Here is a 23020-nt window from a genome sequence, read left to right as displayed (position 1 = left end):
CGTACTGCCATGCGCACTGCGCCTTCGCAAATACTTAACTTTCAGCGAACAGCGACATCACCGAATCGCCGCGGCGAATCCGCGAGAACGTTTCGGCGAGCAAGCCGGCGCTGCTCAACGAACGGATCTTGGCGCACGAGCGGGCTTCTTCGCCGAGCGGGATCGTATCGGTGACAACGAGTTCGTCGAGTGCGGAAGCTGCAATACGCTCGCCTGCACCGCCCGACAGAACCGGGTGGGTGGCGTAAGCGAACACCTGCTTCGCACCGCGTTCCTTCAAAACCTGAGCTGCCTTGCAGAGCGTACCGGCGGTGTCGACCATGTCGTCCATGATCACGCAGGTGCGGCCTTCGACTTCACCGATGATGTTCATCACTTCGGCAACGTTCGCCTTCGGGCGGCGTTTGTCGATGATCGCGAGATCGCAATTCAGTTGCTTGGCCAATGCACGGGCACGCACCACGCCGCCGACGTCCGGCGAAACGACCAGCAGGTTCTCGTAGTTCTGCTTGCGCAGATCGCCGAGCAGCACGGGCGTAGCGTAGATATTGTCGACCGGGATGTCGAAGAAGCCTTGAATCTGGTCGGCGTGCAGATCCATCGTAATGATCCGCTCGACACCGGCGATTTCCAGCATGTTCGCCACGATCTTCGCCGAGATGGCGACGCGCGCCGAACGCGGGCGTCGATCTTGACGGGCATAACCGAAGTAGGGGATGGCTGCAGTGATCCGGCCGGCGGATGCGCGCTTGAGCGCATCGACCATGATCATCAGTTCCATCAGATTGTCATTCGCCGGCGCGCACGTGGATTGCAGGACGAAGACATCCTTGCCACGCACGTTTTCCTGAATCTCGACCTGGATTTCACCGTCCGAGAAACGGCTAACCATTGCTTTGCCGAGGGGAATACCGAGGATTTTGACGACTTCCTGTGCAAGCGCGGGATTTGCGTTGCCAGTAAAAACCATCAGGCCGTCATGGCTGCTCATCGTGCACCTACTTCAGGCTGGGGGCGAGGGAAATGCGAGAATTTTTGGCAGGGGAGGAAGGAGTCGAACCTTCGAATGCCGGAATCAAAATCCGGTGCCTTAACCAACTTGGCGACTCCCCTACACTAACTTTGAGCTTCGCCGAACGAGGGAACATTCGACGACGCAAAACTTATGACGCGAAAGCAAAGAGTGGATGCTGATCGAGACCTGCAGTCACTGCGCTGTTCCATTCGCTGGGCACTTTGGCTTGCGCCGCTTCTGCTTCAGCTTTGCTACGGAACGCTGCAAACACACTTGCACCTGACCCAGACATCCGCGCTGGTGCGATGTTTTCAAACCATCGCAGCACTTGCGCTACTTCCGCGTATTTTCCCACGACAACCTGCTGCATGTCATTGCGGCCAAAACTTTCTGGCCAATCAGTGTTGCAGCTAAGTTCTGCAGGAAAGTCCGTAATTATGAGGGGTTTCGAATCTCTTGTCAACGCTTTTTCGGAAAAAATCGCTGCAGTCGGAACATGAACCCTCGGCGTCACAACCAGGAAATGACGCGGCGGCAATTGTACAACGTCTAAAGCCTCTCCGACACCCTGTGCGAACGCATTTTTCCCAAAAACAAAGAATGGCACGTCCGCGCCGAGTTTCAACGCTAGCGCCTGCAACTCCAGTCGCGGCAAATCGAGTTTCCAGAGACGGTTCAGCGCGAGCAGCGTGGTCGCCGCATCGGAGCTGCCACCGCCAAGGCCCGCGCCCATCGGCAGGCGTTTCTCGATTTCGATATCGACACCCTCGGGCGAGCCGGTATGCGCTTTCAGGAGCGTCGCCGCGCGCACAGTAAGGTCGTGCTCGGGCGGAACATCGGCGATTTCGGTGCTGCGCGTGATAAGGCCGTCGTCGCGCCGCTTGAAGTGCAGCGTGTCGCCCCAGTCGAGTAACTGGAAGACGGTTTGCAGTGTGTGATAGCCGTCCGGCCGGCGGCCGGTGATGTGCAGGAAGAGGTTGAGTTTCGCTGGCGCGAGGCAATCGCGCAGCGAATCGGTCGTTTCAATCATGGGTTAGGGCTACATGCGCCATCGCGACGCGGAAGAAGCGGTAAAGGTTGCGCGAACAGGCGCGATTACTGATCCAGCACGAGCTTGATGTCGAGCGGCGGTTCCGAGCGGCTCAGGTTCAGACGCTTCACGCCGGTGGCCGGTGCATCCGCATACGCCAGGTAGTCGATCGTCCAGCCGTCCTGCGTGATCTGCTTCAGGCGCGAGGGCTGGTCCGGATCCTTCTCGGTCCTGGCGCGCGAAGTGGGGGCCGGCGAAGGCTGCAGCCAGTAGCGCAGTCCCTCGACCGGCAGCGCGAAGCCGAGTGCGTTCTGCATGAGTGTCGAGACGTTGTCGGCGGTGAGCGGTTGACGGTTCGGCAACTCGAGCGTGGCGGACGCAGGCGACGAGGTCACGATCGCCAATGTCTGGCCGAGCGGGTTGCGCAATTGCAAGGTGACCGTATCACCCGTTTCCTGCCAGGTGAAATTGCCGTAAGCATTGCGCTGCTGGCCGTTCTGATCGTTGTACTGGATCGCGAAACGGCCCTGATACGCGCGGCTCGTCTGCGCGGTGACGGCCGTCGCCGCATTCGACGTGGACGGCCCTTGCGGCTTCACCGATGCACAACCGGCCAACGCGACAACCGCTGCCGCTACGAATCCGAGCGCCGCGCCACGCGGCGCCCGGGGGAAGGAGATCAAGCGGGAAAGACGCATCAAAGATCGTTTACCTGAAGGCGTTGCAGCGTTTTGACTAGCGTGTCGTTGTCCGGTTCGAGCTTGCGCGCGTCACGGAAGGCGGCGCGAGCCTGATCCTGCGCGCCGGTTTTCCACAGCACTTCGCCGAGGTGCGCGCCGATTTCGGCGTTCGGCTGGAGGTCGTATGCTTTGCGCAGCAGCCTGATTGCATCTGTCGTATCGCCCATCCGGTACTTGACCCAACCGACGCTGTCCATGATGAAGGCGTCGTTCGGCGCCAGTGACGAGGCTTTCTCGATCAGCTTGTCGGCTTCCGGCAGGCGCTGATTACGATCGGCCAGCGAATAGCCCAGCGCGTTATATGCCTGCGGATTATCCGGCTGCGTCTGGATCAGCTTGCGCAGTTGCGCTTCCATGACATCGTAATGACCGGTCTTTTCGGCGGCCATCGCGTAGTCGTAGGTCAGATCGGGATCGTCGGGGAAGGCCGCCGTTGCTTGTTGCAGGCGTGTTTCCGCCTCCGGGTAGCGCTTCGCGTCGAACAGAATCGCCGCGTCGGTGCGGGCAATCAGCGCCTGGTCGCGCGGGTCGGGCGATTGCAGGCTGGCCAGCAGCTTGCGTGCGTCGTCAGTCTTGCCCTGCTTGGCGAGCAGTTGCGCCCGTGTGATCTGCGCCGGCATGAATTGCTGGCTCGACGGTGAAACCTTGTTCAACCAGTTCGTCGCCGCCGCTTCGTTCTTTTGTTCGAGCGACAGTTGCGCAAGATAGATATACGCCTGGCCCGGATCGGCACCCGGCGTTTTCTCGGCTTGCTGCGCGTACTGGGTCAGGTAGGTTTGCGCGTCGGTGAAATTCTTCTGCTGGATCTTGATCAGCGCGAGCGCCATCAGCGGCGTGAGGTCGGCCGCGTTGTTCTTGTGCATGATCTCGAACTGCTTTTGCGCGTCGTCCAGACGGTCGCTCGCGAGATACATCTGGGCGAGCGCGAGACGGGCGTCATGCGATTTCGGATTCTGCTGCACATACTTTTCGAGCGATGCGATGCCTTCTTTGCGCTCCTCCGGCCCCATCTGCGACAGCATCAGTGCGGCCGGCAAATAGTCGGGCTTGAGCGTGAGCGCCTGTTCGAGCGACTTGCGCGCACCCGGCGCATCGTCGGAAAGGAGTTGCTGGCGTGCGATAGCCAGTTGCGCTTCCGGCCGGTTCAGGTCGTTTTTCAGCAGATCTTGCAGCACATGCAAACCGCCGATCCGGTTAGGACCGCGCGAGAGCAGCAACTGCAGCGCCAGAATTGCGCTGCCGCGATTGTCGGCCGGCACTTTCGCGAGTTCTCGCGCGAGGATCGGCGAGGCGTCGTCAGGCTTGCCTGACAAGACGAGCAGGGACGCGTCGAGTTGCGCGGCGCGTTCCGAATTCGGCGCATACTGCTGCCACAATTGCGCGGCGGCCAAAGCGTCCGACGGACTTTGCGCGGCCAGCGCGATTTCCGTGGCGCGTTGCGCCATGCGCGGGTCGTGCGTATCGCGGGCGAGCGCGAGGTAGGTTTGATAGGCGGGCGCCGGCTGGTCGCGTTGCAAGGCGACTTCGGCGGCGAGCACCTGGAATACGATCTGGCTGGACAGCGGCACATTCGGCAGCGACTTCTGGTCGTCCGCCGTTGCCGGGCCGAGCGGGTCCGGCAGCGTGACGGAAGTGTCATCCGAGTCGGGCGATGGATCCTGCGCGTGCGCGGGCACGGCAGCCAGTGCCCAGACGGCGAGCGCGGCGGCACCGAGCATACGGCGAGCGGACACGGCGTGCGGCACGCGGGATGCGCTAGCCGGGCGCTTCGAAAACAGCTTCACGAAGGACAAGTTCATGGAAATCCGTTCAATGTTTCGGACGATTGTAACGCGCTCGCTACAATAAGCGCACAACCACTCACGCAAGTTGCACACCAGTTAGACATGCCAGAGTTGCCAGAAGTTGAGGTTACCCGAAGGGGAATTGAACCGTATGTGTCCGGGCGCAAGGTTGAACGCGTCGATGTGCGCGCGCCCGCGCTGCGTTGGCCGATTCCGGCGGACCTTGCGAAAACCTTGCGCGGCAGCGTGGTGCGCAAGGTCGAGCGGCGGGGCAAGTATCTGCTGTTCGAAATCGACGCCGGCTGGTTCATAGTGCATCTGGGCATGACCGGCACGCTGCGTGTGTTGCGTCATGTGCCGCATCCGCCGGCCGCGGCGAAACACGACCACATCGACTGGATTTTCGACGAATTCATTTTGCGCTATCGCGATCCACGCCGCTTCGGCGCGGTGCTGTGGCACCCGCGCGAAGCCGGCGACGTGCTCGAGCACCCATTGCTCGCGGGGCTCGGGGTCGAGCCGTTTTCGCCGGGTTTTTCCGGCGCGCTGATGCACCGGCTGACGCGCGGACGCAAGGTATCGGTGAAGCAGGCGTTGCTGGCGGGCGAGATCGTGGTCGGGGTGGGCAATATCTACGCATCCGAAAGCCTTTTTCGCGCCGGTATCCGGCCCGCCACCGCGGCGGGTCGCGTCTCGCTCGTGCGCTACGATTTGCTGGCGGACGCGGTGCGCGTCACGCTCGCCGCCGCGATCGAGAAGGGCGGCAGCACGCTGCGCGATTTCGTCGGCAGCGATGGCGAAAGCGGTTACTTCCAGCTCGACTATTTCGTCTATGATCGCGCGGGGCTGCCATGCCGTGTGTGTGGAACGCCGATCAAACAGATCGTGCAGGGGCAGCGCTCCACGTATTTTTGTCCCACCTGCCAGCGCTAATTTTCAATGCCATCTCGCTTACGCCCGTCTGCTCCGTCCGCTGCTCCAGCTTTCCCGCTTATGTCTGATTTTTCCGCGCGGCTGATTGCGTGGCAGCGCCAGCATGGCCGTCATGATCTGCCGTGGCAGAACACGCGTGACCCATATCGCATCTGGCTGTCGGAAATCATGCTGCAGCAGACGCAGGTCTCGACGGTGATTCCGTACTACGCAAAGTTTCTTGCGCGTTGTCCGGATGTCGCCTCGCTTGCCGCCGCGCCGGCGGACGATGTGATGGCCTTGTGGGCCGGCCTCGGTTACTACTCGCGCGCGCGCAATCTGCACCGCTGCGCGCAGGTGGTCGTCGAACAGCATGGCGGCGCGTTTCCCGCTTCTGCCGATGAACTCGCGGAATTGCCTGGCATCGGCCGCTCCACGGCAGCCGCGATTGCCTCTTTCGCGTTCGGCGCGCGGGCCACGATTCTCGACGGCAACGTGAAGCGCGTGCTGGCGCGCGTATTCGGCGTCGAAGGTTTTCCAGGCGAAAAGAAAGTCGAGAATGCGATGTGGGCGCTGGCGGAATCGCTGCTGCCGTCCAATGCATCGGAAGATGAGGTCAGTGCATACACGCAAGGTCTGATGGACCTCGGCGCAACCTTGTGCGTGCGCGGCAAGCCGGATTGTCTGCGCTGTCCGTTCGCCGCCGACTGCGTGGCCAACGTAACCGGACGTCAGCGTGTACTGCCTACAGCAAGGCCAAAGAAGGCTGTGCCGACGCGCCGCACATGGATGCTGGTGCTGCGCGACGGCAATGCGGTGATGCTGGAAAAGCGCCCGCCGTCGGGCATCTGGGGAGGCTTGTGGAGCCTGCCCGAAGCCGCCGACGAAGCCGCGCTCGCCGAACGTGCGCGTGCCTTCGGTGGCGACGGAGCGGCTTCACCGCTCGCGCCGCTTACGCATGTTTTCACGCATTTCAAGCTGGATATCGAGCCGCGGCTGGTTGAGCTGGATCGCCGCGCGGGTGCATTCTCCGCGCTAGGCGACGCGGATACCGCATGGGTCCCGCTAAGCGATCTTGACTCGTTCGGCGTGCCTGCGCCGGTGCGCAAACTGCTGGACGGCTTGCAGGGCTCGTTGATCTAGGCAATCACAGTAAAACGCAGGTCACATCAAAGCAGTTGATGCTGCTGCATATAGTGATGCACCACGTCGATTCGCGCGCCTGCGTCCTGCAATTCCATTAGTTTTTGTCGTGCGCGAAGGGCGATCGGCAGCACTTCCGCGAGCCGGTTCGATACCCATGACGGATCTTCGAGCCTGAACGGCTCAGCGAACGGCAGGCTATCGGGATCCCGCTCTCTAATCGTAGCGATAATCCGTTCGAGCACTTCCGCGCACGCGCCGAATTTGGCCAGTTGCTCATTACCCTCGAGCGGGATGTCTTCTCCAAGCGGCTCGGCCATGCCTACGAGCAAGCCACTCGCCTCTACGCGATGCGATAGCAGGCGAAATCGTCGCGTGCCTCGTGCCCGAATCAACAGCATGCCGAACGCTTCGACATCGCACTCTTCGATTTCGGCGAGACAGCCAATTGCTTCGGGGACCGAAGGCTCTTCGGCGCGTGCCACTTCGGCGCCGCTCTTCAGCAGACATACGCCGAACGGCGTCTTGTCACGCAGACAGTCGCGCGCCATATCGAGATAGCGCGCTTCGAAGATTTTCAGTGGCAGCAGTCCATCGGGAAACAGCACCGTATGCAGCGGAAACAGCGGCACATCGGCAAGCACAGTAGAAGAAGACATGGCGCAACGCTTCGAGTTGAGGCCGCGCGACGCGGCCGGTTAAGCCACTAACTTCGATGATTCGCCGATGGGGACCGGCGCATCGCGGTGCCGCACAATGACATTCGCCGACGTTGCGAGACGCGCGGCAAGCGTCTCCGCAATAAACACCGAGCGGTGCTGGCCGCCCGTGCAACCGATCGCGACTGTCAGGTAACTACGATTGTCATCGCGGAAATGCGGAAGCCATTTGACGAGGAATTTCTCGATGTCGTCGATCATTTCATGCACGACCGGCAGCGCGTCGAGAAAATCCATCACCGGTTTGTCGAGGCCCGTGAGCGGTCGCAACTCATGATCGTAGTACGGATTCGGCAGCGTGCGTACGTCGAAAACAAAATCGGCGTCGAGCGGCACGCCACGTTTGAAACCGAAGGACTCGAACATCAGCACGAGCCCCGCATCTTCCTGTTCGATGAAGCGTTTCACCCATGCACGCAGCACATTTGCGCGCAGATTGCTGGTGTCGATCTGATGGCCAAATTCGGCGAGGCCCGCCACGAGTTCGCGCTCGCGTTCAATTGCTTCGGCGAGCGACGTCAACAGGCCGACGTCCGCATCATGCGCGGTGGAACCGGACAGCGGATGGCGGCGGCGCGTTTCGGAGAAGCGTTGAATCAGCGACTGTGTGCTTGCGTTCAGGAAGAGCACCCGTACATCGTGGGCGCGCGACAGATCGCGGATCATCGCGGGCATTTCGTCGAGCGAAGCGCTCGAACGCGCGTCGATGGCGACCGCGAGGCGCTCCTGGCCGTCGTCGGCGAGATAGTTGGCCAGTTGCGGCAAAAAACGCGGCGGCAGATTGTCGACGCAGTAATAGCCTGCGTCTTCTAGCGCGTTCAGGGCAACTGACTTGCCGGAGCCGGAAATACCGGTGATCAGGATTATGCGCATGGGGTCGTGAAATCCGTACAGTTCATCATAGCATCTGGTCCCCGCGCGCGTGCCGCTGTAGCCGCCATTCGCGGCCCCGGCACGGCGCCGCGGAGTGTCGCGGATTCAGATTAATTTGCCGGGAAACTGGCTGTCCGGGTCCTGCATGGCCAGACGCTGGCGATCCATGAAGTCGCGTAGCGTATCGATGCCGCGTAGTTGCAGGATCGTGTTGCGCACGGCCGCTTCGACCAGCACGGCGAGGTTGCGACCGGCCGCAACCTGAATCGTGACTTTGCTGATCGGCAAGCCGAGCACGTCGACGGTTTGGCTTTCCAGCGGCAGCCGCTGGAATTCGCCGTCGGGGCGGCGCACCAGTTGCACGATCAGTTTCAGCTTCATTTTGCGGCGTACCGCGGTTTCACCGAAGATCGTCTTGATGTCGAGCAGGCCGAGGCCGCGTACTTCGAGCAGGTTCTGCAGCAGCGGCGGGCAGCGTCCTTCGACGAAATCCGGGCCGAGGCGCACGAAATCCACCGCGTCGTCGGCGACGAGGCCGTGGCCGCGGCTGATCAGTTCCAGCCCGAGTTCGCTTTTGCCGAGACCGGAATCGCCGGTGAGCAGCACGCCCATGCCGAGAATGTCGAGAAACACACCGTGCAGCGTGGCACGCGGCGCGAGAATGCGCGACATGTAGAGGCGCAGGCTGTCGATCACCGCGGCGGCGGACATGGGGGTGGTGAACAGCGGCGTGGACGAGCGCGTGCAGCGCAGCACCAGTTCAGGGGGCGCCGCGACGCCGCCTGCCACCACCAGAAACGGCGGCTCCAACGCGATCAGCTCGGCCATGTGGCGCGAGCGGTCTTCGTCGGTTTGGCGCTTGTAGTAGTCAATTTCAGCGTCGCCGAGCACCTGGATCCGGTTCGGGTGGATCAGATTCAAGTGGCCGACGAGGTCGGCGCTCGACGTGGCATTGGCGACCGATTCCGAAGAAAAGCCGCGCTCCCAGCCTTCATGCCCCGTCAGCCAGCTCAGCTTCAGCGTGGCGGCGTTGTCGTCGAAAATGCTCTGGGCGTTGATGCTGGACGTATCCATGAGTCAGTGACTCCAATGTGGGCCGCTTTCCGGGCAAAGGGGGGCGCTAATGCGGACCGTTTTCCTTGCTCAGCGTTACCCGCACGCCGGCGGGTAACCCGCTGCATGAGCAGGCGGGTAAGCAGGCGGGTAAACGGCGCGCGGACAATCGCCGATGCATCAAGGTTGCCACTGAGTGAGCAGGCGATGCAACGATTCGCGGTCTTCTTCCGTGTGCAGGCGCTCGCGGGTCTCGCGGTCGGACAGCAACTGGGCGATTTCCGAGAGGATTTCGAGGTGTTGCTGGGTGGCCTGCTCGGGCACGAGCAGGAAGATCAGCAGCGAGACCGGCTGGCCGTCGGGCGATTCGAAGGGGATGGGTTCAGCGAGCCGGACGAACGCGGCGAGCGGTTGCTTCAAGCCTTTGATCCGGCCATGCGGAATCGCGACGCCTTCGCCCAGCCCCGTCGATCCGAGGCGCTCGCGCGCAAACAGATTGTCAGTGACCGTGCTACGGGCGATGCCGTTCTGGTTCTCGAAGATCAGGCCCGCTTGCTCGAATACGCGCTTCTTGCTGGTGACCGATAGTCCGACGACGACGTTCTCGAGGGGAAGAAATTTGGCTAAACGATTCATGTTGACAGGCGAAAACGTGGCCTGGGTTCTCCTCGCTGGGGCGTTTGAGTGGCGTTCCATTCGTTTGATGCTCACGGAAGACGTGCGTTGGAGTCCGAAAGCACAGGACTCCGGCAGACCGATTTCCGTATGAGCTAGCTTGACCCCGATGGTAACCGGAACATTATAGAACAGGGTAGCCACGGATGGTGCGGCGCGCCATCCATGCTTCATGGGTTTCTTTGCAGGATTGATCCGACTTGTGCCGCGGGGTGAGAAAGCGGCCCGGAAACGAAAAACCGCCCGGTTTCGGGCGGTTTGGCTGGGGTAAATAACGGCAACTGGGAAAAAGCGAAGGAATGTAAAAAAAGCCTTCTAATTTTCCTTATTGCGGCGGCACGTCCAGTAGGGGCGCCGGCTGGTACTTGATCGCGTCATGCTGATGGCCTTGCAGGCGATCCTTATGGCGTATCACTTGCCTGTCGAGCTTGTCGATCATCAGATCGATCGCAGCGTAGAGATCGCTGTCACAACTCTCGACGAAGATATCTTTGCCCTTGAGATGCAGGTTGATTTCAACCTTTTGACGCTTTTCCTTTTCCTTGTGGTTGTCGACCGAGAGGACCACACTGCCGTCGATGACCTGATCGAAATGTCTTAGCACCCTATCCAGTTTGGTGATCACGTATTCGCGCAACGCAGGCGTTACTTCGAGGTGGTGTCCACTGATCTGCAGATTCATAGTGCTTCTCCAAGCTAGAGGCCGCTTGTTCCGCACGATGACGAAGGTCCGGTCGATCTGTCGGCTTGCCTGAGTCGCCCCCCGGTGACTGACTTCTGGCAGGTCGCATCGGCCGGCCTGTCCGCCAACTGCGGAGCGGCCGGTAAATGCCCGTCGCGGGAGGCGGCGGGCTACAGAGACTTGCGCAGGTTGACTGCCGGAATCTTCAGCGCTTCGCGATACTTCGCAACGGTACGCCGTGCGACCACGAAGCCCTGTTCCGCCAGCAGTTCGGCTATGCGGCTGTCTGAAAGAGGAGATTTCGGGTTTTCCGCTCCTATCAGTTGCTTGATGAGCGCGCGAATGGCCGTGGATGAGGCCGCGCCGCCCGTGTCAGTCGAAACGTGTGATCCGAAGAAGTACTTAAATTCAAGCGTCCCGAATGGGGTCAGCATGTATTTACCGGTTGTCACACGCGAGACAGTTGACTCGTGTAGGCCCAGCGTATCAGCAATTTCTCGCAAAACCAAGGGGCGCATGGCAATTTCGCCGTGCACAAAAAAGCTCTTTTGACGCTCGACAATAGCCTGAGCGACCCGCAGGATCGTCTCGAACCGCTGCTGGATATTCTTGATCAGCCAGCGCGCTTCCTGCAGTTGCTGGCGCAACGATCCACTGCCCGGATCGCCACGGTTATTGCGCAGAATATTCGCGTATAGATGGTTGATACGCAGCTTCGGCACCACTTCCGGATTGAGCTCCGCCTGCCATCCCTGTGCCGTTTTGCGCACCATGATGTCCGGCACCACGTAGTCGGCCTCGGCCTTGCCGTACGCAGCGCCCGGAAACGGCTCGAGCGAGCGGATCAGAATATGCGCTTCGCGCAGATCGTCGTCGTTTGCCTTCAAATGCTTGCGCAGGCGCGTGAAATCGCGTGCCGCGAGCAGTTCCAGATGATGGGCGACGATGTCGAGCGCAAGTGTGCGGGTAGGCGACTGCTCGAGCCGCAGCAATTGCAGCTTGAGACATTCCGACGCGGAGCGCGCACCGACCCCAGCCGGGTCGAAGCTGTGCAGCAACGCCAGCGCGGCATTCATTTCGTCGAGATCGACTTCGAGCTCATCGGGCAGATCGGCCAGCACTTCTTCGAGCGTGGCGGCAAGGTAGCCGTCGTCGTCGAGCGATTCGATCAGGAAGGTGATCAGCGCGCGGTCGCGTTGGCTCGCCTGGGTGACGCGGAGTTGCGCCATCAGGTGATCGCGCAGCGAGGTGCTCGATTCGTGAATTTGCAGCGGCGGCAGATCGTCGTCGTCCGACGCATTGCCGGAGCGGCCGTAATCGTCGAGATTCCATTGCGACGCATCGCCGTTGCCGTCGCTCGCGAGGCCGTTGTATTCGTCCACACCCTGCGGTTCGCCATTCTCGGCACGCTCGCTGCTGCTGGTGGACGAAGACGACGTATTGCCGCCCATCTGGTCCGACGGTGGCGAAGAATTGGGCGCCTGGGCGATCAGGGAACCGTCGGCCGCCACGCGCAGGGGGCTCGCGATCCAGTCGTCCTCGTTCTCGAGGAGCGGATTCTGCGAGATCGCCATTGCGACTTCCTGCTGCAGTTCGAGCGTGGACAGCTGAAGCAGCCGGATGGACTGCTGCAGTTGCGGGGTCAGCGCAAGATGCTGCGATAGGCGGAGTTGGAGGCTGGCTTTCATGGCAAGTTGAGATTCATTGTAGAGAGTTTGCCACGACCGCGATACATTGCGACATTCGCAATTACGCGTGCGCCCGTTTTCGCCAGCGTCGGGCGCGGGACGGCCCAGGTCAAAAATGCTGATGTGCGGATGCCGCAAAGGACCCGGCGCGGGCGCGTTCGCGCCGCCGGTAATCCCTTGGGCACTTACATGCGGAAGTGTTCGCCCAGATAGACGCGCCGCACGCTTTCGTTTTCGATGATTTCGCTCGGCGCGCCGGCGGCTAGCACACTGCCGTCGCTGATGATGTAGGCATGGTCACAGATGCCGAGGGTCTCGCGCACGTTGTGGTCGGTGATCAGCACGCCGATATTACGCTGCTTCAGAAATTTGACGATCTTCTGGATTTCCAGCACCGCGATCGGATCGACGCCCGCGAACGGTTCGTCGAGCAGAATGAAGCTCGGATTGGTGGCCAGCGCGCGGGCGATTTCAACCCGCCGGCGCTCGCCGCCGGACAGCGACAGCGCCGGATTCTCACGCAGGTGAGCGATCTGCAGTTCGTCGAGCAAGGCCTCGGTGCGGTTCGTGATGGTGTCCTTGCTGAGCCGCTTGCCGTTGTCTTCGTACTGCAATTCCAGCACCGCGCGAATGTTTTCCTCGACGGTGAGCTTGCGGAAGACCGACGCTTCCTGCGGCAGATACGACAAGCCCAGCGACGCGCGCTTGTGAATCGGCAGCAGGCTGATCGATTTGCCGTCCAGATCGATCTCACCCGCATCGAGCGGCACGAGGCCGACGATCATATAGAACGAGGTGGTCTTGCCGGCGCCATTGGGGCCGAGCAGGCCGACTACTTCACCGCTTTTCACGTCGAGCGAGACGTCCTTGACGACGGTACGCGAGCCGTAACGCTTCTTCAGGTTGCGGACCACCAGCGAACTGCTGGTGCCGGCCGGTTTGCGATTAGGGAGGGAGGCGGAGGAGCTCACTGGTTCGGTGCTCCCTGGATCGTGGTGGACGGCGCGAGCGTGGCCGACGCGCCGTTCAGCGGCGCGGGGCCGCCATTGCGCGGCGACAGCATCGCCCGCACGCGGCCGGTCGGATTGCCTGGGCCCGCGACGTCTTTACCCGCCTTCGCGGTATAGAAGTCGTTCTGGCCGTCATAGGTGATGACGCTGCCATGCACCTGGTCCATCACCGTCGAAAGACCTTGCAGGCGTTTCACTGTGGCGTTGGTGGTGAGCGTGGTCAGATCCTGCTTGCCGTCGTAGTCGATACGAACGGCCGTGCCTTCGATGTATTCATCGAGGCCTTCGCGTTTCTGGCGGAAATACGACAGATTGCCGCCGCTCGACGTGCCGGTGGCGTACTGGTAGCCCTGCGGGTCTTGCGTCACTTCGACCCGGTCGGCCTTGATCACGATCGTGCCTTTGGTGGCGACCACGTGGCCGGTGAAGATGTTGACCTGTTTGAGGTCGTCGTAAGTCATGTTGTCCGCTTCGACATTCAGCGGCTTGTCCTTGTCGGCGCGGTCGGCGTGCGCCAGCGGCGCGAAACCGGCGAGCGGCAACGCGACGAGCAGCGCAGCGAGTCCGGCGCGGCACGCGGACAGGGTACGCGCGCGGCCGGTGTCAAAACGGGGGAACGATTCGTTCATGCAGTCACGCCTGGAATGGATTACCCGGGTTGCTTGGGCGAGCTGGCGGAGCCTTCAGACGCGGCAATCGCGCCCTTCACATTGCCGAACAGCTGCATCACCCGGGTGACGTTGTTGTAATTCATGCCGCTGGCAGTCATCACCGACATGCCGCGCTGAAGTTTAACCGGCTTTTCGGTCTCGATCACATCGTCGTTGACCAGCACCCTAAAATGCTGCGAATCTGCTTGCATCTGCGGATCGCCGTTGCCGGCGGCCCGTACGATGCGGGCGTTGTCGTACAGATTGACGATCGAGGCGTCGCCGTTCACCGTGCCGGTGTCGCCGGTCGCGGTGACGATCGGCTTGCCGGGCTGGAACGCGCGCATGGCCGGCTTGACCAGATCGCTCAACTCGTCATCCTCGTAATGGACCAGGGACTGGGCGGTCAGCCGGTACTGCGTCGAGCCCGACTGGTCGAGTTCGGACACCGAGAAGTTGTCCGCGAAGTAGTCGGGCGTGTGCTCCTTGGGGCGCACCAGGCTTTCGTTCGGCCGCGGCAGCGTGGCTTGCAGCAGCCACCACGTAATGCCGGCGAGCGCCGCCATTGCGACGAGCGGAATCAGCGAGGTCCAGCGAAACTGATTCATCCGACGAGGCCCCGCTGTTCGCCGCTACAGGCCGCCGCGAGCAGCGCTTCATATTTGTGCTGCGCACGCAGCAGGGTGTCGCAGACTTCGCGCGCCGCGCCATGGCCGCCGCGTGCCTCGCTGACCCAATGGGCGCGGGCAATCACTTCAGGATGCGAATTGGCCGGCGCCGCGGCGAAACCGACCTTCAGCATCACGCCGAGGTCGACCCAGTCGTCGCCCATATAGCCGCATTGTTCCGCCGTCATGCCGGTTTGCTTGAGCAGGTCGGCGAACGCCTGGGGTTTGTCCTGCACGCCCTGATAGACGTGGGTGATATTCATTTCCTTTACCCGCGCCGCGACGATGCCCGACTTGCGCCCGGTGATGATCGCCGTTTCGATGCCGGCCCCGCGCAGCAGCTTCATGCCGTGGCCGTCCATGGAGTTGAACGCCTTCATCGTGTCGCCTTCCGCCGTAAACAGCAGGCCGCCGTCGGTCAGCACGCCGTCGACGTCGAAAATCATCAGCTTGACGCGGCTCGCGCGTTCAGTGGCGGTAAGGGGGGCGACGGGCATCAGATCACCTTCTTCGAGAACAGGTCGTGCATGTTGAGTGCGCCGATCAGCTTGCCTGCTTCGTCAACGACCAGCATCTGATTGATGCGGTGGCGCTCCATCAGTTCCACGGCTTCCACGGCAAGTTGATCCGGACCGATGGTGCGCGGGCCGGCGGTCATTACCGAGGCAATCGACAGTTCGCGGAAATCGCCGTCGCGTTCGAGCACGCGGCGCAGGTCGCCGTCGGTGAAGATGCCGGTCACGCGCTCGTCGCGATCGACGATCGCGGTCATGCCCATGCGCTTGGCGGTCAACTGGAACAGCGCGTCGCGCACGGTGGCGTCGGGCGTCACCTTCGGTACCTGTTCGCCGGTGCGCATCACGTCGCGCACATAAGTGAGCAGGCGGCGGCCGAGCGCGCCGCCCGGATGCGAGCGGGCGAAGTCGTCGCGGCCGAAGCCGCGCGCGTCCAGCACCGCGACCGCAAGCGCATCGCCGAGCGCGAGCGCGGCGGTGGTGCTGGCAGTGGGCGCGAGATTCATCGGACAGGCTTCTTTTGATACGCCAGAATTCAGATGCACGTCCGCCAGTTGTGCGAGACTCGATGAAGGGCGCCCCGTCATCGCGATCAGCTTGGCGCCGAGCCGCTTGATGAGCGGCAGGATCGCGACGAGTTCTTCAGTTTCACCGGAATTGGACAGCGCAAGGAAGACGTCGTCTGCCGTGACCATGCCGAGGTCGCCATGGCTTGCTTCCGCCGGGTGAACGAAGAACGCCGGTGTGCCGGTGCTGGCGAGCGTGGCCGCGAGCTTGCGGGCCACGTGGCCGGATTTGCCGATGCCGGAAACGACGACGCGCCCACGGCAACCCAGGATGAAGTCGACCGCCCCGACGAAACCCTCGTCGAGTTGATCGCAAAGCGCGCGCACGGCGTCCGCTTCGATGTCGAGCACGTCGCGAGCGAGCGCAAGTGCCCGGTCGCCATTGATTTTCGCTATCATTCGCGGAGTATAGCAAAGGCGCTTGTTCGCCGCGCCGGGCCTGCTGTCCCAAGCCGCTGCCTTTATCGCTGTTTTTAACGGCCCCACAACCTTGTCGCACGGCGTTTTGCGTGCGCGGTTCCGCTGACGAACGAGGACGCTTTACCGATGCGTTTTTGCCGATGATTTCCCCGCTCGAGATGACGCTGTTCCTGCTGCTTGCATCGGTAGCGGGCGTGGTGATCTTTCGCTTTCTGAATCTTCCGCCGATGCTCGGCTATCTGACGGTCGGCATCGTCGTCGGGCCGCACGCGTTCGGTCTGGTTCCGGATTCGGTGGGCGCGCAGAACCTGGCCGAATTCGGCGTTGTGTTTCTGATGTTCTCCATCGGGCTGGAGTTTTCGCTTTCCAAGCTGCGCTCCATGCGCCGGCTGGTATTCGGCCTCGGCCTGTTGCAGGTGATCGGCACGATTGCCGTGGCGGTCACGCTCGGTTTCGTGCTGGAGCGCTGGGTGCATATCACGTGGCAGGCGAGCGTGGCGCTCGGCGGCGCACTGGCGATGTCGTCGACGGCGATCGTGAGCAAGATGCTGGCCGAGCGGCTCGAGATCGAAACGGAGCATGGCCGCAATATCTTCGGTGTGCTGCTGTTCCAGGATCTGGCGGTGGTGCCGCTGTTGATCGTCATTGCGGCGCTGGGCGGCGATTCGAAAGATCTCGCCAGCGCGCTCGGGGTAGCGGCCATCAAGATCGTCGTGGCGTTGGCCTTGCTGCTGATCGTGGGGCAGCGCTTCATGACGCGCTGGTTCAACGTGGTGGCGCGGCGCCGTTCGCAGGAACTATTCATTCTTAATCTGCTGCTGGTCACGCTCGGCGCGGCATTCATCACGGACAAATTCGGCTTGTCGCTCGCGCTCGGCGCGTTCATCGCCGGCATGTTGATCGCCGAAACGCCGTACCGGCATCAGGTGGAAGAAGACATCAAGCCGTTTCGCGACGTGCTGCTCGGCCTCTTTTTCATCACGACCGGCATGCTGCTGAATCCGCGCGTGATCTGGGACCATCCGTTCATCGTGCTCGGCTTTCTGGTCGGCCCGATTCTGCTGAAGGCGGTGATGGTGACCGGGCTTTCGCGCCTGTTCGGCGCGTCGCCGGGCGTCGCGATGCGCACCGGTATTGGCCTCGCGCAGGCCGGCGAGTTCGGTTTCGTGCTGCTGAACCTGATTCTCGACAAGCACCTCGTCGACGCGACCCTGTTGCAGGCGATTCTCGCCGCGATGCTGCTCTCGATGCTGGCCGCGCCGTTCCTGATCCAGAACGCGGATCGAATCGTGCTGCGGCTGTCGTCGACTGAATGGATGATGCAGTCCCTGCAGATGACGCGTATCGCGACGCAGAGCCTGAAGCAAAGCGGTCACGTGATCATCTGCGGTTACGGCCGGGCCGGGCAGAATCTGGCGCGCATGCTGGAGCACGAGGGGCTGTCGTACGTCGCGTTGGACCTGGACCCCGATCGCGTGCAGGCCGCGGCGGCGGCGGGTGAATCGGTGGTGTTCGGCGATGCGGGGCGGCGCGAATCGCTGCTTGCGGCCGGTATCCATCGCGCCGCGGCGATCGCGATTACCTACGCGAACACGCCGTCGGCCCTGCGCGTGCTACACAATATTCACGAGCTGGAACCCACGCTGCCGGTGATCGTTCGTACCGTCGACGATGCCGATCTGGAAAAGCTGCTGGCCGCCGGCGCGACCGAGGTGATTCCAGAAATCGTCGAGGGCAGCCTGATGCTGGCTTCGCATACGCTGGTGCTAATGGGTGTGCCGATGCGGCGCGTGGTGCGGCGGGTCGAGGAAATGCGTGACGAGCGCTATGCGCTGTTGCGCGGCTATTTCCACGGCGCGGACGACGTTGAAGACGACGACGGCCACGAACAGGTGCGGCTACAATCGGTGCCGGTCGACGAAAACTCGGACGCCGTGGGCCGCACGCTGGCGGAACTGGGCCTGTTCGATCTGGGCGTCGAGGTGACGGCAATCCGGCGGCACGGCATTCGCGGCGTCGAGCCGGACCCGTCCACCAAGCTGCGCGCGAGCGACATTGTGGTGCTGCGCGGTCTGCCCGAACGGCTGGCCGAAGCCGAAGAGCGGCTTTCGAAGCATCGCCGGGCGGGCGCGGCCGCAGCCTAGCGCGTAAGGTCGGCGTGGCATGATCTCGCCGGTTGGCGTTGCGTGCGTTGCATGGGCAGCCATGCCTGCGCCGGCCGCACCTGAATTGGCATTTCATCGGACCTGTCGAGGTCCATCCGGAGACATCATGTCCAACGCGCTCGCGAGCGCGCCGCTCGATGCGGCCGACTACATCAAAAGCCACATCCGTACGGTGTCCGACTGGCCGCAGCCGGGCGTGCAGTTTCGCGACATCACGCCGCTCCTGCAGGAGCCGAAGTCGCTACGCGTGCTGATCGATCTATTCGTTCAGCGCTATATCGATGCGAAGCTCGACTACATCGCCGGGCTGGATGCGCGTGGCTTCATCATCGGGCCGATTCTGGCTTACGAGCTGAACCTCGGCTTCATTCCGATCCGCAAGCAAGGCAAGCTGCCGTACAAGCGGGTCGCGCAGTCGTATGAGCTCGAATACGGCACCGCGACCGTCGAGATTCACGAGGACGCCTGCAAGCCGGGCGACCGTGTCGTGATCGTCGACGATCTGATCGCCACCGGCGGCACCATGATGGCCGGCAAAATCCTGCTCGAGCGGCTGGGCGCGGTGGTGGTGGAAGGCGCGGCGATTATCGATCTGCCTGAACTGGGCGGTTCGGCTCTGCTGCGCAACGGCGGGCTGCCGCTTTATACCGTGACTGAATTCAGCGGCCATTGAGCGCTGCATGCGAACTTCTTCCCGCACATAAAGAAGGTAAGAAATATGCCCAACTTCCTGTTGTTCCTCGCGACTTCGATCGCTATTACGATGGCACCCGGTCCGGACAATCTGCAAGTGCTCGCGCGCGGCATCTCGCAGGGGCGTGCGGCTGGCCTCGTCGCCGCGCTCGGCTTTGCGGCCGGTATCACATTCCACACCACGCTCGCCGCGCTTGGCGTGGCCGCGCTGCTGCGCTCGTCGCCGGTTGCGTTCGAAGTGATCAAGCTGGCGGGCGCCGCGTACCTGATCTGGATCGGCATCAAGGCGCTGCGCAGCCAGGGTCTCGCCACCGCGCATGAACGCGCGCCGCAACCATTGATGGCGGTATTCCGTCAGAGCGTGCTCGGCAATCTGCTGAACCCGAAGGTGACGCTGTTTTTCGTCGTGTTCCTGCCGCAGTTCGTGCAACCGCACGGCACGCAAAGCGTCACGGTGCAGATGCTTGAACTCGGCGTGCTGTTCATGTTGCAGACGGTGGTGGTGTTTTCGCTGTTCGGCGTGTGCGCGGGGATGATCGGCGGCTGGCTGAAGCGTCGGCCACGCGTGGGTGTGTGGCTCGATCGGCTTGCGGGTGCGACTTTCATCGCGATTGGGATTCGTGTCGCGTTGCGTGATTGATGTGAGTGAGGTCGCTGAAGTGGCTGAATGAATGGCTGAATAAGCGGCCGGGCGAACGCCGGCAACCGGGCGCGCCAGAAGAACAGTTTGGAGTTTTGAATGACTTTGCCTTGCATCTCCGCCGCGCGCCGCTTCGACGCCCGCGCGCATTTGCCGTTCTGGATCGACGCCGAACAGGTCGGCTGGATCCGCTCGGCCGATGTGCCCTTGCTCGCGCGCTGGCCCGATGTGTTTGAAATCGACAGCAGGCGCGTGGTGCTCGCATCGGCGTTCAACACCGTCGATCTGCGCAGCGCGGCGCTCGGCTCCGTGATCGGCGCGCTCGCCGCCGAGGGCCGTATTCCCGGCTGGCGCAACGAGACCTACGCGATCCGCAACGCATTCGATGCGCCGCCGCTTGCGTACATCGAGCGCGCGGCGTCGCGCTTTTTTGGCGTGATGACCTACGCGGTGCATCTGAACGGCGTCGTAGAATACGCGGATGGCGCCCCGCGGACGGCCGCCCCGCAATTGTGGATCGCGCGCCGCAGCGACACCAAGGCAACCGACCCGGGCATGCTCGACAATGTCGTGGCAGGCGGGATCGGCTGGGGCTTCGGCGTCAAGGCGACCATCGTCAAGGAGTGCTGGGAAGAAGCGGGCATTCCCGAGGAGATCGCCGCGCGTGCCACGGCCGGACGCACCGCGCACGTGCTGCAATCGTTGCCGGAAGGCACGCAGGCCGAGCAGATTTTCATCTACGACCTCGCGCTGCCGGCCGACTTCGCGCCGCGCAACCAGGACGGGGAAGTGGGCGAACATAGGCTCGCGCGGATCGACGAAGTGGCGGCCTGGATCGAGGAGGGCGCGATGACTGTAGATGCGAGTCTCGCCACGCTGGACTGCTTGCTGCGCCGCCGCTGGATCGATGAGGACGCCTGTCAGGGTATCGAGACATTGTTCGCGCCGCCGGCATTTGTGTAGCGTTAAGCGCGGCTCGGGCGCCGGTGTGACGAACTGGCTGCGTCACGCCCCGGCTGCACTTTGCATCGAGTAGAACACACCGAACACATCACGCACTGAAGAAGGGAGTCACCCAGGTCATGTCGACCGATCACAGCTTTATCCTCAAACTGTCGTGCGCCGACCGGCCCGGCATCGTCCACGCGGTTTCGGGCTTTCTGTTCGAGCGTGGCAGCAATATTCTCGACTCCGCGCAGTTCGGCGACGGCCGTACCGGCGAGTTCTTCATGCGCGTGCATTTCCAGCAGGTGGGCGGCGATCCGGGTCTGGACGCGTTGCGTACGTCGTTCTCAACGCTGGCTGAGCAGTTCGGCATGCGTTGGGAGCTGCACGATGCGTCGGTTAAGCCGCGCGTCGTCATCATGGTGTCGAAGATCGGCCATTGCCTGAACGATCTGTTGTTCCGCTATCGCACCGGTCAATTGGGTATCGAGATTCCGGCAATTATCTCGAACCACAAGGAGTTTTATCAGCTCGCGGCCAGTTACGATATTCCGTTCCATCACTTCCCGCTGCTGGGCGGCACGCCGGACGCGAAGCTTGCGCAGGAAGCGCGCGTGCTCGAAGTGATCAACGAGCATCAGGCCGATCTGGTGGTGCTCGCGCGCTACATGCAGATTCTGTCGCCGCAACTGTGTGAATCCCTCGCCGGCCGCGCGATCAACATTCACCATTCATTCCTGCCGAGCTTCAAGGGTGCGAAGCCGTATTACCAGGCGTTCGACCGCGGCGTGAAGCTGATCGGCGCAACCGCGCACTACGTGACGACGGATCTCGACGAAGGTCCGATCATCGAGCAGGAAGTGGAGCGGGTCGATCACAGCATGACGCCGGAGCAACTGACGGCGATCGGCCGTGACGTCGAATGCGTGACGCTCGCGCGCGCGGTGAAGTGGCACGTCGAGCATCGTGTCGTGTTGAACGGCAGCAAGACGGTGGTGTTTCGCTAACAGCGGATCAGGAGCGCATCGCGGTCCCGCCCGCGTTCTGCGCGCCCTGTGCGAGCCGTGCGTTTTGTGCCGAACGGCGGCGCGCATTCAGTTTCTTCAGCCAGATCAGCAGTCCCGTTGCGCTCAGCACGGCGACTGCAATCCCCATCGCGCTAATCACAATCCGCCCGCCGAGACCGAGGATGCGTCCCGAGTGCAGCGGGAATTGCACCTGCATGAAGATGTCGCCGGCAGTGCCCTTGCCGGGAATCTGCGCGCCTAGCGGTTTGCCAGTGGCCGCGTCCCAATACATCCACGGATTGCCGAGGCCGAGATCGCCGTGATCGTTGCCCGGTGCGTAGAAGCCGACGCCGTACGCGTGCAGGAGTTCCGCGTAGTAGACGCCACCCGGCGGCACAGTCAGGTTCTGTGCTTTGCCGGCTTGCTCGGCCAGCTGCACGATGCGCTCCCGGCTCAGGACCTGATCGCCGGGTTGAGGTTTGCGCAGGATCTCGGGGTTGTTGATCGGATCAGGCGTGAGCGTCGAGAACATCGACACGACGGGCCGAACGACCGGTGCCGACAGATTCATCGACACGGACGTCAACGCGACGATCACCAGCAGACCCCAGATCCACACGCCGCCCGAGCGGTGCAGATCGAAGGTGAGCGCATAGCTGCCGCGCCCGAAGCGAAACGCGAACGACTTGCGCCATGCCTTGAAGCTCGGAAACGACAGCCATAGCGCTATCACGCTATCGAACAGCCACACGATCCCGACAATGCCCATCAGCCACGTGCCGGTATCGATACCGCCGGTGAACGGCAAGTGCAGCGTGTAGTGCAGCTTGTAGATGAACGGAATCAGATTGAGCGGCGCGAGCGAAACGGCGCCCCATTCACGGCGACCTTGTATGGCGCCGGTGGCGGGGTCGACGGCGATCTGATTGAAGTCGAGCGGGTAGGGCTGATGCGTGGCAGGGTTGGTGCGCGGCAGCACCATCATTTGCAATGTGTGGCCAGGCTCGGCGGTGAGTGGCAGATAGGTCACCTGCAGACGCGGATCAGCCGCTTCGACGCGACGTGCCAACTCGAGCCCGGACAGCGCCGGGCCGACGGCGCGCGCCTTGAAGAAGGACGGGTTCAGCGCCGCATCGAGTTCGTGATCCCACGCGATGATCGCGCCAGTCAGGCCGGCAATGAACAGAAACAGCGCAATGGCGATACCGAACCAGCGGTGCAGGCGGACGAGTTGCCGCCTCATGGCTGAGTCGGAGAAAAGCGGCGGGGAGCCTGAAGGAATATCACAGCAAAGGCGTAGTGCAAATGGGAATTGTTCTCATCTTATGGAATCGTGCCGCCGACTGCAAGTTTCTCGTAAGTGCGTCGCGGCGATGCGAGGGCAACGCGTTCGCTCATACCGTGTGAACCGCTTTCCGGCATGGCTT

General features: G+C 62.4%; 23 protein-coding genes and 1 tRNA gene. 7 read left to right on the top strand and 17 right to left on the bottom strand.

Annotation, left to right across the window (positions count from 1 at the left end; genetic code table 11):
• Window positions 1-34: 34 nt before the first annotated feature.
• The 5 genes from HWX91_RS03775 to HWX91_RS03755 all read right to left on the bottom strand — a co-directional run bounded on the left by HWX91_RS03775 (window position 35) and on the right by HWX91_RS03755 (window position 4584).
• Window positions 35-991 carry a ribose-phosphate pyrophosphokinase gene (locus HWX91_RS03775; RefSeq protein ID WP_028199080.1) on the bottom strand — a complete coding sequence of 319 codons (957 nt, stop codon included), beginning with the start codon at window positions 989-991 and terminating at the stop codon, window positions 35-37.
• Window positions 992-1036: 45 nt separating this feature from the next.
• Window positions 1037-1113 (bottom strand) — tRNA-Gln (locus tag HWX91_RS03770).
• A gap of 50 nt (window positions 1114-1163) precedes the next feature.
• The gene (gene ispE, locus HWX91_RS03765; RefSeq protein ID WP_028199081.1) at window positions 1164-2045 is read right to left on the bottom strand and encodes a 4-(cytidine 5'-diphospho)-2-C-methyl-D-erythritol kinase; all 882 of its coding nucleotides are present in this window, start codon (window positions 2043-2045) and stop codon (window positions 1164-1166) included.
• Between the two features lie 65 nt (window positions 2046-2110).
• The gene (gene lolB, locus HWX91_RS03760) at window positions 2111-2743 is read right to left on the bottom strand and encodes a lipoprotein insertase outer membrane protein LolB (protein ID WP_028199082.1); all 633 of its coding nucleotides are present in this window, start codon (window positions 2741-2743) and stop codon (window positions 2111-2113) included.
• Window positions 2743-4584 carry a tetratricopeptide repeat protein gene (locus HWX91_RS03755; protein ID WP_028199083.1) on the bottom strand — a complete coding sequence of 614 codons (1842 nt, stop codon included), beginning with the start codon at window positions 4582-4584 and terminating at the stop codon, window positions 2743-2745. The genes lolB and HWX91_RS03755 overlap by 1 nt, the downstream gene beginning before the upstream one ends.
• Before the next feature lie 87 nt (window positions 4585-4671).
• On the opposite strand from HWX91_RS03755, the gene mutM reads away from it, so the two are divergent.
• Window positions 4672-5502 (top strand): bifunctional DNA-formamidopyrimidine glycosylase/DNA-(apurinic or apyrimidinic site) lyase, encoded by an 831-nt coding sequence (gene mutM / locus HWX91_RS03750; protein WP_028199084.1) that lies wholly within the window; start codon window positions 4672-4674, stop codon window positions 5500-5502.
• Window positions 5503-5508: 6 nt separating this feature from the next.
• Window positions 5509-6624: an A/G-specific adenine glycosylase gene (gene mutY, locus HWX91_RS03745; RefSeq protein WP_028199085.1), complete on the top strand. Its 1116-nt coding sequence runs from the start codon at window positions 5509-5511 to the stop codon at window positions 6622-6624.
• 26 nt (window positions 6625-6650) lie between these two features.
• Here the strand turns inward: mutY and HWX91_RS03740 are convergent, their stop codons facing one another.
• The 11 genes from HWX91_RS03740 to kdsD form a co-directional block, all read right to left on the bottom strand.
• A complete protein-coding gene (locus tag HWX91_RS03740) occupies window positions 6651-7283 on the bottom strand; it encodes an LON peptidase substrate-binding domain-containing protein (RefSeq protein ID WP_028199086.1) in 633 nt (210 codons plus the stop codon).
• Window positions 7284-7322: 39 nt separating this feature from the next.
• Window positions 7323-8216 carry an RNase adapter RapZ gene (gene rapZ / locus HWX91_RS03735; RefSeq protein ID WP_028199087.1) on the bottom strand — a complete coding sequence of 298 codons (894 nt, stop codon included), beginning with the start codon at window positions 8214-8216 and terminating at the stop codon, window positions 7323-7325.
• Window positions 8217-8321: 105 nt separating this feature from the next.
• Complete coding sequence (hprK, locus tag HWX91_RS03730; protein WP_007179412.1) at window positions 8322-9290, bottom strand: HPr(Ser) kinase/phosphatase; 969 nt, start codon at window positions 9288-9290, stop codon at window positions 8322-8324.
• A gap of 159 nt (window positions 9291-9449) precedes the next feature.
• Window positions 9450-9965: a PTS sugar transporter subunit IIA gene (locus HWX91_RS03725; RefSeq protein WP_081833202.1), complete on the bottom strand. Its 516-nt coding sequence runs from the start codon at window positions 9963-9965 to the stop codon at window positions 9450-9452.
• A gap of 304 nt (window positions 9966-10269) precedes the next feature.
• A complete protein-coding gene (gene hpf / locus HWX91_RS03720; protein ID WP_028199089.1) occupies window positions 10270-10626 on the bottom strand; it encodes a ribosome hibernation-promoting factor, HPF/YfiA family in 357 nt (118 codons plus the stop codon).
• A gap of 170 nt (window positions 10627-10796) precedes the next feature.
• A complete protein-coding gene (locus HWX91_RS03715) occupies window positions 10797-12314 on the bottom strand; it encodes an RNA polymerase factor sigma-54 (RefSeq protein WP_028199090.1) in 1518 nt (505 codons plus the stop codon).
• Between the two features lie 185 nt (window positions 12315-12499).
• Window positions 12500-13285 carry an LPS export ABC transporter ATP-binding protein gene (lptB, locus tag HWX91_RS03710; protein ID WP_028199091.1) on the bottom strand — a complete coding sequence of 262 codons (786 nt, stop codon included), beginning with the start codon at window positions 13283-13285 and terminating at the stop codon, window positions 12500-12502.
• Window positions 13282-13953, bottom strand: coding sequence for a lipopolysaccharide transport periplasmic protein LptA (gene lptA / locus HWX91_RS03705; RefSeq protein ID WP_028199092.1), 672 nt, complete (start codon window positions 13951-13953; stop codon window positions 13282-13284). The genes lptB and lptA overlap by 4 nt, the downstream gene beginning before the upstream one ends.
• Window positions 13954-13973: 20 nt before the next feature.
• Window positions 13974-14582: an LPS export ABC transporter periplasmic protein LptC gene (gene lptC, locus HWX91_RS03700; protein WP_028199093.1), complete on the bottom strand. Its 609-nt coding sequence runs from the start codon at window positions 14580-14582 to the stop codon at window positions 13974-13976.
• A complete protein-coding gene (locus HWX91_RS03695; RefSeq protein ID WP_028199094.1) occupies window positions 14579-15139 on the bottom strand; it encodes a KdsC family phosphatase in 561 nt (186 codons plus the stop codon). The genes lptC and HWX91_RS03695 overlap by 4 nt, the downstream gene beginning before the upstream one ends.
• Window positions 15139-16122 carry an arabinose 5-phosphate isomerase KdsD gene (gene kdsD, locus HWX91_RS03690; protein ID WP_028199095.1) on the bottom strand — a complete coding sequence of 328 codons (984 nt, stop codon included), beginning with the start codon at window positions 16120-16122 and terminating at the stop codon, window positions 15139-15141. Before kdsD ends, HWX91_RS03695 begins: the two co-directional genes overlap by 1 nt.
• 161 nt (window positions 16123-16283) lie before the next feature.
• Here kdsD and HWX91_RS03685 point away from each other — a divergent pair, with 161 nt between their 5' ends.
• The 5 genes from HWX91_RS03685 (at window position 16284) to purU (ending at window position 21593) form a co-directional block, all read left to right on the top strand.
• Window positions 16284-18287 carry a monovalent cation:proton antiporter family protein gene (locus HWX91_RS03685; RefSeq protein WP_028199096.1) on the top strand — a complete coding sequence of 668 codons (2004 nt, stop codon included), beginning with the start codon at window positions 16284-16286 and terminating at the stop codon, window positions 18285-18287.
• 127 nt (window positions 18288-18414) lie between these two features.
• Window positions 18415-18981, top strand: coding sequence for an adenine phosphoribosyltransferase (locus HWX91_RS03680; protein ID WP_028199097.1), 567 nt, complete (start codon window positions 18415-18417; stop codon window positions 18979-18981).
• 45 nt (window positions 18982-19026) lie between these two features.
• The gene (locus HWX91_RS03675) at window positions 19027-19641 is read left to right on the top strand and encodes a LysE family translocator (protein ID WP_028199098.1); all 615 of its coding nucleotides are present in this window, start codon (window positions 19027-19029) and stop codon (window positions 19639-19641) included.
• Between the two features lie 99 nt (window positions 19642-19740).
• Complete coding sequence (locus HWX91_RS03670; RefSeq protein WP_028199099.1) at window positions 19741-20604, top strand: NUDIX hydrolase; 864 nt, start codon at window positions 19741-19743, stop codon at window positions 20602-20604.
• 119 nt (window positions 20605-20723) lie between these two features.
• Window positions 20724-21593 carry a formyltetrahydrofolate deformylase gene (gene purU / locus HWX91_RS03665; RefSeq protein ID WP_028199100.1) on the top strand — a complete coding sequence of 290 codons (870 nt, stop codon included), beginning with the start codon at window positions 20724-20726 and terminating at the stop codon, window positions 21591-21593.
• Between the two features lie 7 nt (window positions 21594-21600).
• On the opposite strand, the gene HWX91_RS03660 is transcribed toward purU, so the two are convergent.
• On the bottom strand, window positions 21601-22836 hold the full coding sequence (locus tag HWX91_RS03660) for a PepSY-associated TM helix domain-containing protein (protein ID WP_028199101.1): 1236 nt from the start codon (window positions 22834-22836) through the stop codon (window positions 21601-21603).
• Window positions 22837-23020: the final 184 nt, after the last annotated feature.

The sequence above is a fragment of the Paraburkholderia fungorum genome (assembly GCF_902833645.1).
GTDB lineage: Bacteria > Pseudomonadota > Gammaproteobacteria > Burkholderiales > Burkholderiaceae > Paraburkholderia > Paraburkholderia fungorum.
The sequence above is the reverse complement of the archived record's forward strand: the minus strand, read 5'-3'. Positions and strand labels throughout refer to the sequence as shown.

Coding starts and splice junctions, on each gene's coding strand:
- HWX91_RS03695 (WP_028199094.1), bottom strand. CDS start 15,139: ATGCCCGTCGCCCCCCTTACCGCCACTGAACGCGCGAGCCGCGTCAAG.
- HWX91_RS03725 (WP_081833202.1), bottom strand. CDS start 9,965: ATGGAACGCCACTCAAACGCCCCAGCGAGGAGAACCCAGGCCACGTTT.
- mutM (WP_028199084.1), top strand. CDS start 4,672: ATGCCAGAGTTGCCAGAAGTTGAGGTTACCCGAAGGGGAATTGAACCG.
- purU (WP_028199100.1), top strand. CDS start 20,724: ATGTCGACCGATCACAGCTTTATCCTCAAACTGTCGTGCGCCGACCGG.
- hprK (WP_007179412.1), bottom strand. CDS start 9,290: ATGGATACGTCCAGCATCAACGCCCAGAGCATTTTCGACGACAACGCC.
- kdsD (WP_028199095.1), bottom strand. CDS start 16,122: ATGATAGCGAAAATCAATGGCGACCGGGCACTTGCGCTCGCTCGCGAC.
- HWX91_RS03670 (WP_028199099.1), top strand. CDS start 19,741: ATGACTTTGCCTTGCATCTCCGCCGCGCGCCGCTTCGACGCCCGCGCG.
- lptC (WP_028199093.1), bottom strand. CDS start 14,582: ATGAATCAGTTTCGCTGGACCTCGCTGATTCCGCTCGTCGCAATGGCG.
- HWX91_RS03775 (WP_028199080.1), bottom strand. CDS start 991: ATGAGCAGCCATGACGGCCTGATGGTTTTTACTGGCAACGCAAATCCC.
- HWX91_RS03680 (WP_028199097.1), top strand. CDS start 18,415: ATGTCCAACGCGCTCGCGAGCGCGCCGCTCGATGCGGCCGACTACATC.
- mutY (WP_028199085.1), top strand. CDS start 5,509: ATGCCATCTCGCTTACGCCCGTCTGCTCCGTCCGCTGCTCCAGCTTTC.
- HWX91_RS03740 (WP_028199086.1), bottom strand. CDS start 7,283: ATGTCTTCTTCTACTGTGCTTGCCGATGTGCCGCTGTTTCCGCTGCAT.
- rapZ (WP_028199087.1), bottom strand. CDS start 8,216: ATGCGCATAATCCTGATCACCGGTATTTCCGGCTCCGGCAAGTCAGTT.
- HWX91_RS03675 (WP_028199098.1), top strand. CDS start 19,027: ATGCCCAACTTCCTGTTGTTCCTCGCGACTTCGATCGCTATTACGATG.
- HWX91_RS03715 (WP_028199090.1), bottom strand. CDS start 12,314: ATGAAAGCCAGCCTCCAACTCCGCCTATCGCAGCATCTTGCGCTGACC.
- hpf (WP_028199089.1), bottom strand. CDS start 10,626: ATGAATCTGCAGATCAGTGGACACCACCTCGAAGTAACGCCTGCGTTG.
- ispE (WP_028199081.1), bottom strand. CDS start 2,045: ATGATTGAAACGACCGATTCGCTGCGCGATTGCCTCGCGCCAGCGAAA.
- HWX91_RS03755 (WP_028199083.1), bottom strand. CDS start 4,584: ATGAACTTGTCCTTCGTGAAGCTGTTTTCGAAGCGCCCGGCTAGCGCA.
- HWX91_RS03660 (WP_028199101.1), bottom strand. CDS start 22,836: ATGAGGCGGCAACTCGTCCGCCTGCACCGCTGGTTCGGTATCGCCATT.
- lptA (WP_028199092.1), bottom strand. CDS start 13,953: ATGAACGAATCGTTCCCCCGTTTTGACACCGGCCGCGCGCGTACCCTG.
- lolB (WP_028199082.1), bottom strand. CDS start 2,743: ATGCGTCTTTCCCGCTTGATCTCCTTCCCCCGGGCGCCGCGTGGCGCG.
- HWX91_RS03685 (WP_028199096.1), top strand. CDS start 16,284: ATGATTTCCCCGCTCGAGATGACGCTGTTCCTGCTGCTTGCATCGGTA.